Annotated in this window: 14 protein-coding genes; 3 read left to right on the forward strand and 11 right to left on the reverse strand. The window is 71.8% G+C overall.

Annotated features, from left to right (window positions below; translation table 11 throughout):
• Positions 1-5: 5 nt before the first annotated feature.
• From ACX9GQ_RS11985 to ACX9GQ_RS12030, 10 genes are all read right to left on the reverse strand, one after another.
• Positions 6-1,025 (reverse strand): ABC transporter ATP-binding protein, encoded by a 1,020-nt coding sequence (locus ACX9GQ_RS11985; RefSeq protein ID WP_459629773.1) that lies wholly within the window; start codon positions 1,023-1,025, stop codon positions 6-8.
• A 7-nt stretch (positions 1,026-1,032) separates the two neighbouring features.
• Positions 1,033-1,806 (reverse strand): ABC transporter permease, encoded by a 774-nt coding sequence (locus tag ACX9GQ_RS11990; protein ID WP_459629774.1) that lies wholly within the window; start codon positions 1,804-1,806, stop codon positions 1,033-1,035.
• Positions 1,806-2,627 carry an ABC transporter permease gene (locus ACX9GQ_RS11995; protein WP_459629775.1) on the reverse strand — a complete coding sequence of 274 codons (822 nt, stop codon included), beginning with the start codon at positions 2,625-2,627 and terminating at the stop codon, positions 1,806-1,808. The genes ACX9GQ_RS11990 and ACX9GQ_RS11995 overlap by 1 nt, the downstream gene beginning before the upstream one ends.
• Before the next feature lie 31 nt (positions 2,628-2,658).
• Positions 2,659-3,681, reverse strand: a complete 1,023-nt coding sequence (locus ACX9GQ_RS12000) for an ABC transporter substrate-binding protein (protein WP_459629776.1) — start codon at positions 3,679-3,681, stop codon at positions 2,659-2,661.
• 113 nt (positions 3,682-3,794) lie between these two features.
• Positions 3,795-5,084, reverse strand: coding sequence for an MGH1-like glycoside hydrolase domain-containing protein (locus ACX9GQ_RS12005; RefSeq protein WP_459629777.1), 1,290 nt, complete (start codon positions 5,082-5,084; stop codon positions 3,795-3,797).
• Entirely contained in the window at positions 5,081-6,130 is a 1,050-nt protein-coding gene (locus ACX9GQ_RS12010; protein ID WP_459629778.1) for an ABC transporter ATP-binding protein, read from the reverse strand. The genes ACX9GQ_RS12005 and ACX9GQ_RS12010 overlap by 4 nt, the downstream gene beginning before the upstream one ends.
• A gap of 10 nt (positions 6,131-6,140) precedes the next feature.
• A complete protein-coding gene (locus ACX9GQ_RS12015; protein ID WP_459629779.1) occupies positions 6,141-6,947 on the reverse strand; it encodes a carbohydrate ABC transporter permease in 807 nt (268 codons plus the stop codon).
• Positions 6,944-7,792, reverse strand: a complete 849-nt coding sequence (locus ACX9GQ_RS12020) for a carbohydrate ABC transporter permease (protein WP_459629780.1) — start codon at positions 7,790-7,792, stop codon at positions 6,944-6,946. The genes ACX9GQ_RS12015 and ACX9GQ_RS12020 overlap by 4 nt, the downstream gene beginning before the upstream one ends.
• Positions 7,793-8,087: 295 nt before the next feature.
• Positions 8,088-9,401, reverse strand: a complete 1,314-nt coding sequence (locus ACX9GQ_RS12025) for an ABC transporter substrate-binding protein (protein ID WP_459629781.1) — start codon at positions 9,399-9,401, stop codon at positions 8,088-8,090.
• 85 nt (positions 9,402-9,486) lie between these two features.
• Positions 9,487-10,494, reverse strand: coding sequence for a substrate-binding domain-containing protein (locus tag ACX9GQ_RS12030; RefSeq protein WP_459629782.1), 1,008 nt, complete (start codon positions 10,492-10,494; stop codon positions 9,487-9,489).
• A gap of 551 nt (positions 10,495-11,045) precedes the next feature.
• Between ACX9GQ_RS12030 and ACX9GQ_RS12035 the strand changes: the two genes are divergently transcribed.
• From ACX9GQ_RS12035 to ACX9GQ_RS12045, 3 genes are read left to right on the forward strand one after another with little or no spacing between them, the layout of a single operon-like run.
• On the forward strand, positions 11,046-12,020 hold the full coding sequence (locus ACX9GQ_RS12035) for a hypothetical protein (protein ID WP_459629783.1): 975 nt from the start codon (positions 11,046-11,048) through the stop codon (positions 12,018-12,020).
• A 2-nt stretch (positions 12,021-12,022) separates the two neighbouring features.
• Positions 12,023-13,051: a carbohydrate kinase family protein gene (locus ACX9GQ_RS12040; RefSeq protein WP_459629784.1), complete on the forward strand. Its 1,029-nt coding sequence runs from the start codon at positions 12,023-12,025 to the stop codon at positions 13,049-13,051.
• A 41-nt stretch (positions 13,052-13,092) separates the two neighbouring features.
• Entirely contained in the window at positions 13,093-14,286 is a 1,194-nt protein-coding gene (locus tag ACX9GQ_RS12045; RefSeq protein WP_459629785.1) for a dipeptidase, read from the forward strand.
• Between the two features lie 9 nt (positions 14,287-14,295).
• Here ACX9GQ_RS12045 and ACX9GQ_RS12050 read toward each other — a convergent pair whose 3' ends face one another.
• Positions 14,296-15,591 carry a cytochrome P450 gene (locus ACX9GQ_RS12050; protein WP_459629786.1) on the reverse strand — a complete coding sequence of 432 codons (1,296 nt, stop codon included), beginning with the start codon at positions 15,589-15,591 and terminating at the stop codon, positions 14,296-14,298.
• Between the last annotated feature and the right edge of the window lie 45 nt (positions 15,592-15,636).

The raw sequence follows: 15,636 nt of genomic DNA on the forward strand, positions 1-15,636 counted from the left end.
CCATCCTACACCGAAGGCAGCGGCGCGGCCGCGTCGAGCGGGAGGTCGAAGGCGAGCGTCTCGCCGTCGCGCCAGCGCGGCGCGGAGGCCGGCGCCTCCGCCTTCACCGGGCCGGCGGCGGTGTCGAGCAGGTATTCGACCGTCTCGCCCTGGAATGACGCCGCGAGCACCCGCCCGGAATACGGCCCCTGCCCCAGCCGCACCTGCGCGGGCCGCCAGGCGAGGGCCTTCGCGGCGGTGGCGGGCGCGGGCCCGAGCGCCGCCGTCGGCCCCGCCAGCACGCCGTCCCGCACCGCGAGGATCGTCTCGAAGCCCATGAACCGCGCGACGAACGCCGTTGCCGGCGCCGCGTAGACCGCCTCGGGCGGCCCCAGCTGCTCGATGCGCCCCTGCGACATCACGGCGATGCGCGTCGACAGCGCCAGCGCCTCGGCCTGGTCGTGCGTGACGTAGAGCATGGTCACTCCGCTCTCGCGCTGGATGCGGGCGAGCTCGGCGCGCATGTCGAGCCGCAGGCGGGCGTCGAGGTTGGAGAGCGGCTCGTCGAGCAGCAGCAGGTCCGGCGCGATGGCCACCGCGCGGGCCAGCGCCACGCGCTGCTGCTGGCCGCCGGAGAGCTCGCGCGGCAGCCGGCCCTCGAGCCCCGTCAGGCCGACCATCGCCAGCATCGCGGCGACCCTGCTCGCCACCGCGTCCGCCGCCTGCCGGCGCAACCGCAGGCCGAAGGCCACGTTGTCGAACACCGAGAGATGCGGGAAGAGCGCGTAGGACTGGAAGACGAGCCCCACGCCGCGCTTGTTGGGCGGCTCCTGCGTGATGTCCCGCCCCGCCAGCCGGACCCTCCCCGCCTGCGGCGTCGCGAGCCCCGCGACGACGCGCATGGTGGTCGTCTTTCCGCAGCCCGACGGGCCGAGCAGCGAGACGATCTCGCCCCGCGCCACGTCGAGGTCGAGGCCGTCGACGGCAGGCCGCTCGCCGCCGAAATCGACGCGAATGCCGGAGAGGGAGAGGAGCGCCTCGGCCATGCCCGCCTCACATGTGCCGCGACAGGCCGAGCGTGCGCTCGGCGGCGAAGACGACGGCGACCGAGAGCAGCGCCAGCAGCGACGACAGCGCCGCCAGCGACGGGTCGTAGGTGTAGTCCATGGCGACCATCATCTCGACCGGCAGCGTCGCCACGCCCGGCCCCGTGAGGAACAGCGAGACGGGCAGCTGGTTGAACGACGTCACCACGCCGAGGATGAACGCCGCAAGCAGGCCCGAGCGGATGTTCGGCATCACCACGAGGACGAAGCTGCGCCAGCGCGAGGCGCCGAGAGTCACGGCCGCCTCCTCGATGTCGACGCCGAGGTTGGCGAGGCTCGCCCCCACCACCCTCACCGCGTAGGGCACGAGCAGCGCCGTGTGCGCGAGAACGAGGGCCGTGATGACCGGGACGTCCAGCGGCACCACGAAGTAGCGCAGCAGCGCGAGGCCCACGACGAGCCCCGGCACGATGGCCGGCGACGTCAGCAGCGCCCGCGCCGCCTCGCCGTAGCGCAGCCGATGGCGGGCGAGCGCATAGGCTGCCGGGACGCCGACGGCCAGCGCCAGCACCGTCGAGCCGATGGCGAGCCACAGGCTCAGAACGAAGGCGTCCCAGAGCGAGTCCGATTCGAGCACCGCCGCGAACCAGCGGAGCGACAGGCCCTGCGGCGGGAAGGCCAGCGTCTCGCCGGCGCTGAGACCCGCGAGCAGGATGACGACGAAGGGCCCGATGAGGAACAGGAGCACCAGCCCCAGGACGGCGAAGGAGGCGCTGCGCATCAGGTCCTCCCTCCGCCGAGACGCTTCAGCAGGCCGTGCACGGCGAGCGTCGTGACGACGAGGATCACCGCGATCACCGCCGCGCTCACCATGTCGTTGGCGACGTTGACCCGCTGCACCAGCAGCGTCTCCAGCATCAGCACCTTGGAGCCGCCGAGCACGGCGGGGGTGATGTAGGCGGTCGCGGCGCCGGTGAAGACGAGCGTGCCGCCGATCACCAGCCCCTCGCGCGTCAGCGGTAGCACGACCTTGAGGAACACGGTGCCCCACCCCGCGCCGAGCGTGCGCGCCGCCGGCACCACGTCGCGCGGCAGGTTCTCCAGCGAGGAGAGGAGCGACAGGATCATCAGCGGTAGGAACAGCTGGACGAGGCCGATCGCCACCGCCGTCTCGGTGAAGAGAATGCGCAGCGGCTCGGGCGACAGGCCGAGGCCGACCACCGCCTTGTTGACGAGCCCGGTGCGCCCCAGCACGACGATCCACGCGTAGGTCCGCGCCACGGGCGAGATCATCAGCGGCAGCACCACGAGGCCCACGAGGCTGCCGCGCCAGCGCGGTCCCATGGCGATGATGGCGAAGGCCGTGGCATAGCCGATGGCGGCGCAGATGGCCGTGACGAGCAGCGCGAGCCGCAGCGTCCGCAGGAAGACCGTCTGGTTCAGCGGGTCGCCGAAGAACGCGACGAAGTTCGCGAGCCCGTAGCCGGTCGGCGTCTCGACGCTGCGGCCGAAGAAGATCAGCACCGGCGCGACGAAGACGCCGGCCACCAGCACGATGGCCGGCTGCGTGAGCAGAAGGCCCGTGCGCGCCGACCGGTCCATCAGCCCCCGGCCCCCGGCGCCGCACCGACCGTCACTTGGCGACCTTGGCGTTCCACTGGGCGAGCCACGCGTCGCGCTGCGCCAGCGCCACGTCCGGCGCGAGCAGCTTCAGCGAGCCGGCGATGTCGCCCGCATCCGACATCAGGTCGCGCGTCTCGGCGTCGAGCTTCACGTCCTTGTTGACCGGGCTGTCGACGAGATCCTTGGCGAGCGCCGTCTGGACCGGCGCGGAGAGCCAGAAGTCCATGAACTTGTGCACCAGCTCGCGCTGCTTGGTGCCCTTCACGACGACCATCACGTTGACGCCGCCGGTGAGCCCCTCCTCCGGCTGCGCCCAGCCGAGCGGCAGGCCGAGCTTCTTCAGGTTGCCCCAGGAGAAGCGGCCCACCGGCGCCGCCCAGATCTCCTCCTGCTGGAACAGCTGCACGAGCTGCGAGCCGGTTCCGTAGAAGGTGACGATGCCGTCCTTGGACGCCGCGATGGCGTCGATGGCGGTGCCGAAGAAGGGCGACTGCCCCTTCAGTGCCATCTCCAGCATCATCAGCATGAGGGGCGCCTGCGACGTGTTGATCGCCGGCAGCGACACGCGGGACTTGAGTTCCGGCCGGAGCAGGTCCTTCCAGCTCTTCACGGCCGGAATCTTGTCGGTCCGGTAGACGATGCTCGTCGAGTAGAAGGTGTAGGCGACACCCATGTTGCCGCCGATGGGGTCCTGCGCGAAAGGATAGATCTTCGCGAAGTTGGCCAGCGCCTTGGTGTCGATGGGCTCGATCAGCCCCTTGCGCGCCGCCTCCAGTGCCGCCGTCTCGGTGAACACGGCCACGTCGACGTTGGGGTTGTCCTTGCGCGCCTCCATCTTGGCGAGGCGGTCGGTGTTGTTGCCGACCTCGACCACCACCTTGCAGCCGCACTCCTTCTCGAAGGGCGTGTAGAGGTGCTTGCGCAGCAGGTCCTGGCTGATGCCGAAGGCGGACAGGACGATCTGCTGCTGGGCGGCGGCCGGGCCGGCGAGCAGGGCGAGCGCCGCGGCGGCGGCAAGCGAACGGACGAGCATGACGGCCCCCCTGTGCCGGGCGTGGTCCCGGCTTCGGCCCAAGCATAGGGGGCGCCGCGCCGGCGCTCAACGCGGAGCGGGCGCGATCCGTGCAGGGGTGGCCCGCCGCAGCGTCAGGTCAGCAGCGGCCTCGATCCCCGGCCGGCGAGCCAGGCGAGCCACATGGCCGCGCTCCACGTGAAGTCGCGCCCGCCGAGGCCCTCGCCGGTGCGCGGGTCGAAGTACTCCGCGAGGCCGTGCCGCAGCACCAGCGCCCGCGACTGCTCGGCGATTCGCGCGGCGACGTCCTCCCGGCCGGCCCGGGCGAAGCCGTCGCAGATCATGCGGTTGACGACGAGCCACACCGGCCCGCGCCAGTAGCGGCAGGGGTCGTAGGTCGGCGCGCCGGGGTCGCTGCTCGGCACGGCGTAGGTAATGGACGAGGCCCACCCGTCGAGCACGGCCGCCATGCGGTCCGCCCCCTCCCGCCCGCCGACATGGGCGTAGAGCGCCAGGAACGAGCCCGACGAGGCGGTCGGCGCCAGCGCCCCGGTGCGCAGGTCCAACGAGCGCCACGTCCCGTCCGGGGCGCGCAGCCGATCGAAGGCCTTCGTCGAGCGATCGATCCAGGCCTCGAGCTGGACCGCCTCTGCCGTAAAGCCGAGCGTCCGCGCCAGCCACAGGAGGTCGTGGTCGGCACGCACGAGAATGGACTGGACGCCGATGTCGCAGACGCGCAGCGACAGCGTCCGCGCCACCGCCTTGCCGTCCCAGTCGAGCGCCCGCGCCTCCTGCACCAGCGTCATCACGCGGTTGTAGAAGTCGTCCGTCGGCCGCTCGGCGGCGGCGACGTGCGTCTTGTCCTTGCGCAGCGCCGCGACGTCGACGGTCGGGGTGACGGCCGCCAGCGGCGCGTCCCACTCGGGCGAGTTGTCGCGCCCCGTTTCCCACGGGTGGGTCACGGTGACGAGCCCGGTGCCGTCGGGGTCGCGCACCTCGTGCCACCACCGGTGCGAGGCGAAGAGCTTCGGAAACAGCGCGGCGCACCGGCGCCGGGAGGCCGGCGTGTCCTCGGCCGCCAGCACCACGCGCGCGGCGGTGGCCGCCACGGGCGGCTGCGAGATCCCGGTCGTCGGCGGCTCGTGCGTCGTGCCCCACGCGGGCGGGCCCGGGTAGTAGTTGTCGGCCGGGCGGTGGAACACGATCGACGGCACCATGCCGTCGTCCCACTGGCCGAGGAACAGCGTCTCGAGCTCCTGCCAGGCCCGGTCGACGTCGTAGGTGGCGAAGCCCATGGCGACGAAGGCCGAGTCCCAGTTCCACTGGAACGGGTAGACCTTCTCGTTGGGCACGGTGTAGCCGCCGCGGTCGTTGCGGACGAGGATGTCCCTCGCGAGGCGGTCGAGATCGTCGGGCGTCATCATGCGGCGTGGTCCAGCGCGTCTCCGGTGGCGGGGTCCATGTAGACCACGCGGGTGGGGTCGAGTCGAAGGCCGACGGCGTCGCCCGCCGCGACCTTGGCGGCCGGCGGGGCCACGACGCGCACCAGCGCCTCGCCGATGCGCCCCGTCAGCAGCAGGTGAGAGCCCATGGGTTCGGCGACCCGCACGGTCATCGGCAGGCCCTCGCCGGTGCCGACCAGCGTCACGTCCTCGCCGCGGAAGCCGAGCACGGCGGCACCCTCGCGCGGCGCCGTCAGCGCCTGACCGCCGAGCTGAACCGCCCCGCCCTTCGCCTCCACCGGGATGAAGTTCATCGGCGGCGAGCCGACGAAGCCGCCCACGAAGGTCGTCGCCGGCCGCGAATAGACCTGCGTCGGCGGCGCGATCTGCACGATGCGCCCGCCGTACATTACCGCGATCCGGTCGGCGAGGCCCATCGCCTCGGTCTGGTCGTGGGTGACGTACACCGTCGTCGTCCCCGCCTCGCGCAGCACGCTCTTGAGCTCCGCCCGCATCTCGAGACGCAGGAGCGCGTCAAGGTTCGACAGCGGCTCGTCCATCAGCAGCACCGCCGGCTCCACGGCCAGCGCGCGCGCCACCGCCACGCGCTGGCGCTGGCCGCCGGAGAGCTTCGCCGGGTAGCGCTCCAGGTAGGGCTCGATGTGCAGCAGCGCCGCCGCCTTCTTCACCTGCCGGTCGATCACGTCCTTCGGCTTGCCCTGCATGGCGAGGCCGAAGGCGACGTTGTCGTAGACCGTCATGTGCGGGAAGACGGCGTAGTTCTGGAACACCATCGCGAGCCCCCGCTCGCGCGGCTTCAGGTCGCTGACGTCGCGCCCGCCGATGAGGACCCGCCCCGACGAACGGGTCTCCAGCCCCGCCATGATGCGCAGCAGGGTGGTCTTGCCGCAGCCCGAGGGGCCGAGCAGGGCGACGAACTCCCCGTCGGCGATCTCGAGCGACACCTCCTTCAGCGCCGTGGTGGCGCCGAAGCTCTTGGCGATCCGGTCGATGACGATTCCGGCCATGGCCGTTCCCTCACTTGCTCGAGACGCCCCACATGGCGAACAGGTACTTGCGCACCGCGAAGATGAAGAGCACCGACGGCACGATCAGGATGAAGCCGCCGGCGAACCGGTAGTGCAGCGGGCTCTCGCTGAGCACCGTCAGCAGGTAGGCCGTCAGCGTCCGCTCGCGCACCGTCAGCACCGAGGCGGCGAAGACCTCGTTCCACGAGATGACGAAGGCGAAGATCGCCGCCGCGGCGATGCCCGGCAGGGCGAGCGGCAGCACGACCTTCCGGAACGCCTGGAAGCGCGTGCAGCCGAACACCCACGCCGCCTCCTCCAGCTCGCGCGGGATGCCGACGAAGAGGCTCGCCGTCACAAGCGCTGCGAAGGGCAGCGCCAGCGCCGTGTGCACCAGCGAGACGCCGAACGGCGTGTCGTAGAGGCCGAGCCGGATGAAGATCACCGTCAGCGGCAGCGCGAGGATCGCCAGCGGGAAGGCGCGCGTCAGCAGCACCATCAGCCGGAAGGCGTTGGCGCCGCGGAACTGGAAGCGCGCCAGCGCGTAGCCCGCCGGCGCCCCGAGCGCGATGGAGAACAGCATCGTCAGCCCGGCCGCGATGACGGAGTTGATCGCCGCGTTCCACACGCCCTCGATGCGCAGGAACAGCATCATCGCGTCGAGCGAGGCGTTCCACGGCAGCCAGTCCTTCGGCCAGCGGAAGGCCGCAGGGCGCCCGCCGAACGCGCCAAGTGCAATGAGGTAGATGGGCACCAGGATCCAGGCGCACAGCGCCAGTACGCCGGTGACGAAGAGGAACCGCCGCGACCCGGTCATGTCTGCGCCTCCGGCCTGGTCCTGAGCGCCCTCAGCCAGAACACGGTGGCGGCGAGCGAGATGACCATCACGAGGACCGCGTAGGCGGCGGCCACGCCGTAGTTCTGGTTCTCGCGCTGCCAGACATAGGCCTCGCCCACCAGCACCGGGAAGTTGCGCCCGCCGAGCGCGTAGACGACGGCGAAGACCTCGAAGGCGAGCACCGTGCGCAGGATCAGCGCCGACTGCAGGCTCGGCTTCAGCAGCGGCAGCGTGATCCGCGTGAAGCGCGTCCACGGCTTCGCGCCGAAGATCTCCGCCGCTTCGCCGAACTCCTTCGGGATGAGCTGCAGCCCGCCCACGAGGATCACCAGCACGATGGCGGTGGCGCGCCACACCTCGGCCGCCACCACGGCGGCGAAGAGCGTCAGCGGCGTCTCGCTGTTGAGCCAGGCCGTCGGGCCTGGGACCAGCCCCAGCGCGAAGAGCACGCTGTTGAGATAGCCGGTGTTCTGCAGGATCGCGAGCCAGACGAGGCCGGCTGCGAGGTCCGAGACGCCGAGCGGGATCGTCCAGATCCACAGCACCACGTCGCGGCCGACGCTCATCTTCTGCAGCATCAGCCCCATGGCCAGCGCCAGCGCCACCTGCAGCGGGATCACGACGATCACCAGCAGGAACGTGTTGCGGATCGCGGTGCCGAAGTTCAGGTCGCCGACCATCTTGGCGTAGTTGCCGAGCCCGGTGCCGGCGTCGCCCTGGAACGACAGGGCGATCGTCTGCACCAGCGGCACGACGAAGAAGGCGGCGAGGAACACCATCGCCGGCGCGATCAGCGCATAGGGCAGCCATCGCGAATGCGTCATCCCGAGCCCTCCCGATCGTTCCGGACGCTGCGCCCGCGGGCGCGGTCCGTCCTGCCTGCCACAACCCCGGCACGGCCTTGGTCATCCGGCCCGCACTCCCCCCCTCACCATCCCGAAGAGCGCAGGATCGTCGTGCGAAGCGCGGCTTCGAACGGCAATCTGCGTGGTTCGGGACGCCCGCTGCGCGGGCCCCTCGCCATGGGTGAGCAGGTGCGCGATCCCGGCCGGAGACCGGGCCGACGGCGGCCGGCCCTCCGGCGCGCAGGCGCCCGCCGGAGGAGAGGCTACGACCGCCTCACTTCACCGGGCAGGGACCGTCGCTGGCCTTGTCCGGGGCCCAGCACGGCGCCTTGCTCGCGGTCATGATGTCGCGCAGCACGCCGGCCTGCGCGTCGAGCGTCGCGCGCACCGGTTCGTTGCGCAGCACGATCCGCTGGAACGTGTCGAAGTAGACCTTGTTGAACTCGCCGCCCTTGTCGCCGAGGCCGATCGGCAGCAGCGCGACGAGCGCGTCCTTCGCCGACTGTGTCTTGGCGACGCCCTCCGACAGCAGCTTCACGCCGGCCGGCAGGTCGGCCGGGAGCGTGGCGTTGACCACCGGGAAGAAGCCGACCTCGCGGGCCGTGATGACCTGCGTCTCCGGCTTCGACAGGTGCTCGATGAGCGCAGCCGCCCCGGCGCGGTCGGGCGCGCCCTTGGCGATGCCGAGGCCGGCGATCACCGGCATGTAGGCGCGGCCCTTCGGCCCGGCCGGCGGCGCCACGACCTGGAAGTCGCCCGGAGCAGCCTGCAGCGCGTCCTTCACGCGGGCCACGTGGTCCCACGCGATCCACACCTCGCCCGCCATGAGCGGTTCCTGCATGAAGTCGTAGTTGGTCGAGTTGGGGTTGACGCTGGCCCACACGGCCTTGAAGTCGCCCCACATCTTCTCGGCCTCGGCGGAGCGGAATTCCGTCACCATCGAGCCCGTGTAGGAGGGCCAGAGGTTGCCCTGGAGGAAGCGCGCCATCAGGCCCTTCGGGCCGGCCGGGAAGCCGATGCGGCGCTGGCCGGTCTTCTCCTGGATCGCCTTGCCCCACGCCGCGAGCTGCTCGTAGGTCAGCGCGTTGACGTCGGCGCCCGCGGGCAGGAAGGGCAGCGCGTCCTTCTTCACCACCATCACGTAGGTGGCCTGCATCCAGGGGATGTACATCTGCTTGCCGGTGCCGAGCTTGCCGAGCTCCATCAGGCCGGCCGGGATGCCGCGGCTCGCGACCTTGGCGGCCACGTCGTCGATGGCGTCGAGCGCGCCCATCGGCACCAGCGGCTGCAGTTCGCCGTGCAGCGCGCCGACGACGCTCACCGTGCGCTTGCCGGCCTCCTGCTCCGCCTTCATGCGCACCGTGAAGGGCGCCGGCTCGTCGACCACGTAGGTCGTCTTGGGCGCACCCTTGAGGATCATCTCGCGCACCTTCTGCGCCTCCTCGATCGGGCGCAGCTGCGTCGAGAGGAAGACGAGGTCCTGCTGGGCCAAGGCGGTCGTGGCGCCCGCCGCGAGGGCGGCCGAGGCGACGGCGGCGCCGAGGACGCCAAGGGCGGCGCGGCGGGGGACTGGGAAGCGGTCGGTCATGCTGGTTTCCTCCGGTTTGTCGCGAATGGTCCGGCGTCTCGTTCCGTCGCCGCCGCGGCCGGTGCGCGGCGGCGTTGCCGGCCCGTCAGGGCGGCGGTGGTCCCATCGACTGCCGCTCGACGAACCGCACCGGGCACACACGCTGCAGGCCGCGCACGTCCTCCCCGGCGATCCGGGCCAGAAGCGTCTCGGCCAGCAGGTCGCCCGTCTCGGCGATCGGCAGTTCCATCGTGGTGAGAGGCGGATCGCTGAAGGCGGACGCCGGCAGGTTGTCGTGCCCCACGACCGAAAGGTCCGCCGGCACCGCCAGCCCCAACCGCCGCGCCGCCCTCAGGGCGCCGTAGGCGATGCGGTCGGTGGCGCAGAGCAGCGCCGTCGGGCGGTCAGGCGCGGTCAGCAGCCGGGTCGCGCCCTCGTGTCCCCCCTCCTCGTCCGCCGCCACCTCGATGTCGCGCGGCGCGAGGCCGGCCTCCGCCATGGCGGCGAGATAGCCGGCGCGGCGCAGCGTCGCGAAGGTGAAGGCGGCCGGCGCGCCCAGCAGGGCGATGCGCCGGTGGCCCAGCGCCACCAGACGCCGCGTGGCCTCGCGGAAGCCGGCCTCGCCGTCGCCGTCGACGAAGGGAATGGCGCCCGGCACCTCCGTGCGGCCCATCGCGACGAACGGAAATCCGGCATCGAGCAGCCAGCGGATGCGCGCATCGTCGCGGCGGGTACGAACCACGATGAGGCCGTCCGTCCGCCGTCCTTCGACGAGGCGCCGGTAGGTCTTGATCTCCTCGGTTCCGGGCGGCGAGGCCAGGAGTGTGAGGTCGTAGCCGTCCTTCGCGAGACGCTTCCCCAGCGCGGCGAGGAGCTCGATGTAGAGGGGTTCGTTGAACTGGCCGGGCTCCGTCGGCAGGACCATGGTGACCATCTCGGTCGAGCCCTTGCGCAGGCGTCGTGCGGCGGCGTTGGGCCGGTAGCCCGCCGCCTCGGCCGCCGCCCGCACCCGCGCCCGCGTCGCTTCCGACACGTCGGAATAGTTGTCGAGCGCCCGCGACACCGTCGTGATCGACAGCCCCAGTGATTGAGCGAGCGTCTTCAACGACGACAAACCGCGCCCTCCCTGCGATCCGAAACGTTTTGGATGATCGTTCAGGACCGATCCGGCGTCAAGAGCCCATCATCGCGATGCCTGCGCGAACCGCCCGCCGCCGCGACGGAACCAGTCGTCACAGCCCCCTGCCGGCGCGGGCGGCTGACCGCGCCGCTCTCCATGCCCCGTCATTCCCGGCGCGCCGGAGGCGCGGGAAAGAGGATCGATCGGCCCGTCCCGGCACGCGTCGAACAACCGTCGGCCGGATCCCCTGCCCGCTCCCGCATCCGTCGGAGCAGATGCCGGGCAAGCCCGGCATCTGCTCGCCCGTCGGCCACCTCCCGCCCCTTCGCCCCGTCGCACAAGCCGGCCCCCTCCGCCCCGGCGCAACGGTCGTGCGCCCCCTTCGCCCCGCTTGCGGGGAGAAGGTGCCCCGGAGGGGCGGATGAGGGGCGGCTCCGCCATGCCTCCCGCCCCGTGCGGCCAGGCGCCCCTCCGCCCCGTTCCTGCGGCACGGAATCGCTGCTAGGGTCCCGCCGCCCCTTTCCGCCTGCGTGACCGGGATCGCCATGAAGAGCCTCGACGCGAAGCTGGAGCGCATCCGCGCCGGCCGCTACACCGCCCACGACTTCATCATCGCCGACGCCAAGGACGGCGACATGGGCTTCGGCCTTCCGGCGCCCGGGCCGAGGCCCGGCGACGGCGTGAAGACGAAGGCGGACTATCTCGACGCCATGCGCGACATGACGCGCAGCGGGCTCGTGGACATCATGCTGATGTCGGCCTCGACCGCCGAGACGCTGGCCGGCGAGGGCCTTTTCGCCGGTCATCCGGTCACGCCGGCCGTACGGCTCAACGACACCACCGACATCTGGTCGCAGCGCCACGGCGCCTACAAGGCGAGCCCGTCGCGCCCCTTCCGCACGGCGTCGATCCCGCTGGTGGCGCCCTTCGCCGACCTCGGGCTCTACTCCGTCACCTTCATGAACGACCAGGCGCGGGATCTGGAGAGCCTCGAGGCCTACCGGGCGTTCCGCGCCGAGGCGCTGGCGCTCGGCATGCGGCACTTCCTGGAGGTGTTCAACCCGGCCATCGACATCGGCATCGCCGACGACGGGCTCGGGGACTATGTCAACGACTGCATCATTCGCGCGCTGGCCGGCGTCGTCTCTGCCGAGCAGCCGCTGTTCCTGAAGATGCAGTACAACGGCCCGCGCGCGATGGAGGAACTCGCCGCCTACGACCCGGCCAGGGTCATCGTCGGCATCCTCGGCGGCGCCAAGGGCACCACGCGCGACACCTTCGAACTCGTCGGACAGGCCGAGCGGCACGGGGCGCGGGTCGCGCTGTTCGGCCGCAAGATCAACCTCGCCGAGGCGCCCGTCGCCCTCGTCGGGCTGATGCGCCGCGTCGTGGCCCGCGAGGTGACGGCGGAGGAGGCGGTGAAGGCGTACCACGCCGAGCTCGGCCGCCTCGGCCTCAGGCCGACGCTGCCGCTGGAGCGGGACATCGTCATCACCGACCCGGTGCTGAAGGCGGGCTGACCATGCGCCGCGGCGTCGTCTGCGCAGGCGCGCTCACCGTCGACCGGGTCAAGCGGATCGCCGCCTGGCCCGCGCAGGAGGGGCTCGCCGAGATCCTCTCCGAGGAGAACCAGGGCGGCGCCTCATCCTTCAACATGGCCGTCGACCTCACGAAGCTCGGCGCCGGCTTCCCCGTCTCGGTCCGCAGTCTCGTCGGCGCCGACCCGGACGGCCGCTTCCTCATCGACACGCTGGCCGCCCATGGCGTCGACGTGTCCGGCATCGCCACCACCGCGACGGCACCGACGTCCTACACCGAGGTGATGAGTGACGCCTCGACGGGGCGGCGCACCTTCTTCCTGCGCCCCGGCACCAACGCGGTGATGGGGCCCGACGACATCGACGTCGCGGCGAGCACCGCGCGCTGGCTGCACCTCGGCATGCCGGGCGTGCACGAGCGTCTGGACCGGCCCGACGGCAGCGATCCGAGCGGCTGGGTCACCGTCCTGCGCCGCGCCCGGGCTGCGGGACTGCGCACCAATGCCGAGCTGGTGACGCTGGCCCCCGAGCGGATCGCCGCCGCCGGCCAGCCGCTGCTGCCGTACCTCGACCTGCTCGTCGTCAACGACGCCGAGATCGGCGCCGTCGCGGGCATCGCCACGGTGGAAGGCGCGGTCACCGACGTCGCGGCCTGCTGCCACGCCGCAAGGCGCGTGATGGAGGCCGGGGCGATGGAAGCCGTGGTCGTCCACTTCCCGCGCGGCGCCGTCGCGGCGCTGCGCGACGGGACCGTCGCCGTCCAGCCCTCGGTCGCGGTGCCGCCCGACGCGGTGGCCGGCACCAACGGGGCGGGCGACGCCTTCGCCGCCGGGGTCCTGCTGGCCCTCCACGACGGCGTGCCCATCGGCGAGGCGCTGGCGCTCGGACATGCCGTGGCGGCGGCGAGCCTGCGGGCGCTGTCGACCGTGGGGTCCATCGAGCCCGCCGCCGACTGCCTCGCCCTCGCCTCCCGCTGGGGCTGGCGCGATCCGCTGCCCGTCCCGCCCCTCTGACGCCGTCTCCTCTTCCCATCCGCCACAGCCCAGAGCGCCCCATGCCGAAGCCGGCCCGCACCCCCGCCCGTGACCCCGCTCTCGCCCACGCGCTCGACCTGCTGGACCGCGTCCCGCTGGTCGACGGGCACAACGACCTGCCGTGGGTCATCCACTCGGACCCGCAGGCGAAGGGCGACGTCGCCGCCTGGGACCCCTCGCGCGTCCACCAGGAGCACGACACCGACCTGCCGCGCCTGCGGGAGGGGCGCGTCGCGGCGCAGTGGTGGGCGGCCTTCCTGCCCACCCTGAGCGACCACCCCGGCCGAACGGCGCTGGAGCTGATCGACGTCATCATCCGGCTGACGGAGGGCCATCCCGACACCTTCCTGCCGGCCCGCCGCGCCGCCGACGTGGCGCGCGCGAAGCGGATGGGGAAGATCGCGTCCTTCATCGCCGTCGAGGGCGGCGTCGGGCTCGAGAACAGCCTCGGCCCGCTGCGCGTCTGGCACGCCGCCGGCGCGCGGCTGATGACGCTCTGCCACAACGAGACGTTGGACTGGGTCGATAGCGCAACCGATGCCCCGCGCAGCGGCGGTCTTTCAACCTTCGGTCGTGAAGTCGTGCTCGAACTGAACCGGCTCGGGATGATCGTGGACCTGGCCCACGTGTCCCACGATGTGATGCGCCAGGTGCTCGACATCACCCGCGCGCCGGTCGTGTTCTCACATAGTAATGCGTACGCCCTCTGCGACCACCCGCGCAACGTGCCGGACGACGTGCTTGCACGCGTCCGCGGCAACGGCGGAATCGTCATGGCCACGTTCGTGCCCGCGTTCATCAACCAGAAGATGCGCGACTGGTACCGGCCCTTCTGCGACCCGTGGGGCAAGGCCCGGGATCTGCAACCGGAGGAAGAGAAGGCGCTGCTGGAACAGGCCGGTTCTCTCCCGCTGGCGACGCTGGATCAGTTCGTGGAGCACGTGGAATATCTCGCGGATAAGGCGGGATTGGCGCACATCGGCATTGGGTCGGACTTCTTCGGCGGCCGGACTCCGCACGGGCTGGAGCATGTCGGTCGCTTTCCGCACCTTTTCGCCGCGCTGATCCGGCGCGGTTGGAGCGACGACGCCCTCGCCGGCCTCGCCTCCCGCAACTTCCTCAGGGTGTTCCGCAAGGTCGAGAAAACCGGCGCCGAACTGCGCCGCACCGAACGCCCGAGGGTCGGGCGGGTCGAGGACTTCGACGGCCGCTGACCGTCCGCGTCAGCGGTCCCAGGCGAGGCGCAGCTCTTCGAGGCCGTGGAAGTGGTAGCTGTCCCGGTAGCGGGGCGGCTCCGCAAAACGCAGGTTCTTCAGGCGCTTCGCCAGCACGGGCAGGGCCGCGTCGAGCTCCAGGCGGGCCAGCGGCGCGCCGAGGCAGAAGTGGATGCCGGCGCCGAAGGAGACGTGGGCATTCCCCTCGCGCAGCGGATCGAACCGGTCCGGATCGGGGAAGCGGGCGGGGTCGCGGTTCGCGGCGCCCAGCAGCAGCCCCAGCCGATCCCCCTTCCGCAGCACAACTCCGCCGGGAAGCTCCACCGGCTCCAGCGCGTAGCGGGTGAACAGGTGCAGCGGCGCGTCGTGCCGCAGCATCTCCTCCACCGCAGTCTCGGCCCTTTCCGGGGTGGACAGGATCTCTCCCAGCGAAAATCCCGCCGAGAGGACCGAGGCAAGGCCGTTGGAGAACGCATGCACCGTCGCCTCGTGCCCGGCGTTCAGCAGGAGGATGCAGGTCGAGACGGTCTCGTCCGGTGAGAGCCGGTCCGACCCCGCACTCGCGGCGGCGAGGTGGGAGAGTAGGTCTTCCCGCGGCCTTCTCCTGCGATTTTCCAGTTCGTCCGTCAGGAAAGCGGCGAACGCTGCGCTGGCCGCCGCCGCCCGATCCTCCACCTCCCGGTCCCGCCGGAACTGGTACATGGCCACCATGTCGTGGGACCATGCGAGCAGTTGCGGCGCCATGGCCGGATCGACGCCGATGAGCTCGGCGACGGTGATGACGGGAATGGGCGTGCAGAACGCCTTCAGCAGGTCCGCCTCGCCGTCGCCGACGAAGCCGTCGACAAGCCTCTCCGCGAGTGCCCCGATGCGCGGGCGCAGCCGCTCCACCTGCCGGGAAACGAACGCCCGGTTCACCAGCGTGCGCAGCCGTGTATGCGCGGGCGGCTCCAGTTCCAGCAGCGAATGCCGCTCGATCGCGTCGAACGGCGCAAGATGCGGCGCGGGCTCCGGCCAGCCCAGTTCCTCGCGGGTCGCGACGTGCAGGATCTGGCGGCCGAGGCGCCTGTCGCGCAGGGCGGCGGAGACGAGGTCATGGCCCGCCGCGCACCAGAAGCCGTACTGCTCCCAGAAGAACACGGGTGCCTGCGCCCGGATCTCGTGGTACGCGGCGTACGGATCCTGCACGAAGCCAGGGTCGCGCGGATCAAGATCGACCCGCCTGGAGGTCACGTCGATGAGCACGGGAACCCCGCTTGCCTCGGCCGCCGCGGCGGCCCGTCGCGGCGCTGAGACCACAGGCATCCGCGGTCCGTCAAGCGAAGGCGGCTGCATCGCCGCCGAAAGGAT

Source organism: Alsobacter sp. R-9 (assembly GCF_054612375.1).

What these genes read in the sequence shown, in the direction of transcription:
- ACX9GQ_RS11995 (WP_459629775.1), bottom strand. Translation starts at nt 2,627, where the DNA reads ATGGACCGGTCGGCGCGCACGGGCCTTCTGCTCACGCAGCCGGCCATC.
- ACX9GQ_RS12025 (WP_459629781.1), bottom strand. Translation starts at nt 9,401, where the DNA reads ATGACCGACCGCTTCCCAGTCCCCCGCCGCGCCGCCCTTGGCGTCCTC.
- ACX9GQ_RS12010 (WP_459629778.1), bottom strand. Translation starts at nt 6,130, where the DNA reads ATGGCCGGAATCGTCATCGACCGGATCGCCAAGAGCTTCGGCGCCACC.
- ACX9GQ_RS12045 (WP_459629785.1), top strand. Translation starts at nt 13,093, where the DNA reads ATGCCGAAGCCGGCCCGCACCCCCGCCCGTGACCCCGCTCTCGCCCAC.
- ACX9GQ_RS12020 (WP_459629780.1), bottom strand. Translation starts at nt 7,792, where the DNA reads ATGACGCATTCGCGATGGCTGCCCTATGCGCTGATCGCGCCGGCGATG.
- ACX9GQ_RS12015 (WP_459629779.1), bottom strand. Translation starts at nt 6,947, where the DNA reads ATGACCGGGTCGCGGCGGTTCCTCTTCGTCACCGGCGTACTGGCGCTG.
- ACX9GQ_RS11985 (WP_459629773.1), bottom strand. Translation starts at nt 1,025, where the DNA reads ATGGCCGAGGCGCTCCTCTCCCTCTCCGGCATTCGCGTCGATTTCGGC.
- ACX9GQ_RS12035 (WP_459629783.1), top strand. Translation starts at nt 11,046, where the DNA reads ATGAAGAGCCTCGACGCGAAGCTGGAGCGCATCCGCGCCGGCCGCTAC.
- ACX9GQ_RS12000 (WP_459629776.1), bottom strand. Translation starts at nt 3,681, where the DNA reads ATGCTCGTCCGTTCGCTTGCCGCCGCCGCGGCGCTCGCCCTGCTCGCC.
- ACX9GQ_RS11990 (WP_459629774.1), bottom strand. Translation starts at nt 1,806, where the DNA reads ATGCGCAGCGCCTCCTTCGCCGTCCTGGGGCTGGTGCTCCTGTTCCTC.
- ACX9GQ_RS12005 (WP_459629777.1), bottom strand. Translation starts at nt 5,084, where the DNA reads ATGATGACGCCCGACGATCTCGACCGCCTCGCGAGGGACATCCTCGTC.
- ACX9GQ_RS12040 (WP_459629784.1), top strand. Translation starts at nt 12,023, where the DNA reads ATGCGCCGCGGCGTCGTCTGCGCAGGCGCGCTCACCGTCGACCGGGTC.
- ACX9GQ_RS12050 (WP_459629786.1), bottom strand. Translation starts at nt 15,591, where the DNA reads ATGCCTGTGGTCTCAGCGCCGCGACGGGCCGCCGCGGCGGCCGAGGCA.